General features: G+C 57.6%; 1 pseudogene. It reads left to right on the top strand.

Features of this window, described 5'->3' with window-relative positions:
* Positions 1–60 precede the first annotated feature (60 nt).
* Positions 61–632: pseudogene (locus GTP41_RS27585) on the top strand (transposase); the annotation flags it as partial.

Here is a 632-nt window from a genome sequence, read left to right as displayed (position 1 = left end):
TGACCTGCTACCCGAAATTAGTACGGTGCTAAGCTAGAGTCTGCCACATGGGAGGCAGGCATGAAAAAGCGATTTACCGAAGAGCAGATTATTGGCGTGCTAAAGGAAGCTGAAGCAGGCGCCCGAGTAGCTGATCTCAGCCGGAAATATGGCATTGCCGAAGCGACCTTTTATAACTGGAAGACGAAGTTCGGCGGCATGACGGTCTCTGAAGCTCAGCGATTGAAGGAGCTGGAATCCGAAAATTCGAAGCTCAAGCATCTGTTGGCCGATGCCATGCTGGATAACGCGGCGTTAAAGGACGTGGTCAGCCGAAAGTGGTAGGCCCGCAGGCTAAGCGGCTCGCCGTGACGCATTTAATGACCATCTATGCGTTGGGCGTAACGCGGGCCTGTGGGCTGATCGGAATCTCTAGATCGTTGTTCCGGTATGCGGCGAAGCGCCCGGACGATGGCGAACTATTGGCGCGGCTGACCGCGCTGGCTGGCCAGAAGCGACGCTATGGCTACCGTCGCCTGCATGTGCTGCTGCGCCGAGAAGGATGGACGCTCAATTGGAAGCGTACCTACCGCGTGTACCACGCGGCAGGCCTGATGGTTCGGCGCAGGAAGCGCAAACGCATCGCCGGGGTC

Origin of the sequence: Pseudoduganella guangdongensis, assembly GCF_009857475.1 — a bacterium.
GTDB lineage: Bacteria > Pseudomonadota > Gammaproteobacteria > Burkholderiales > Burkholderiaceae_D > Rugamonas > Rugamonas guangdongensis.
This window is presented reverse-complemented; position numbering and strand designations above follow the sequence as displayed.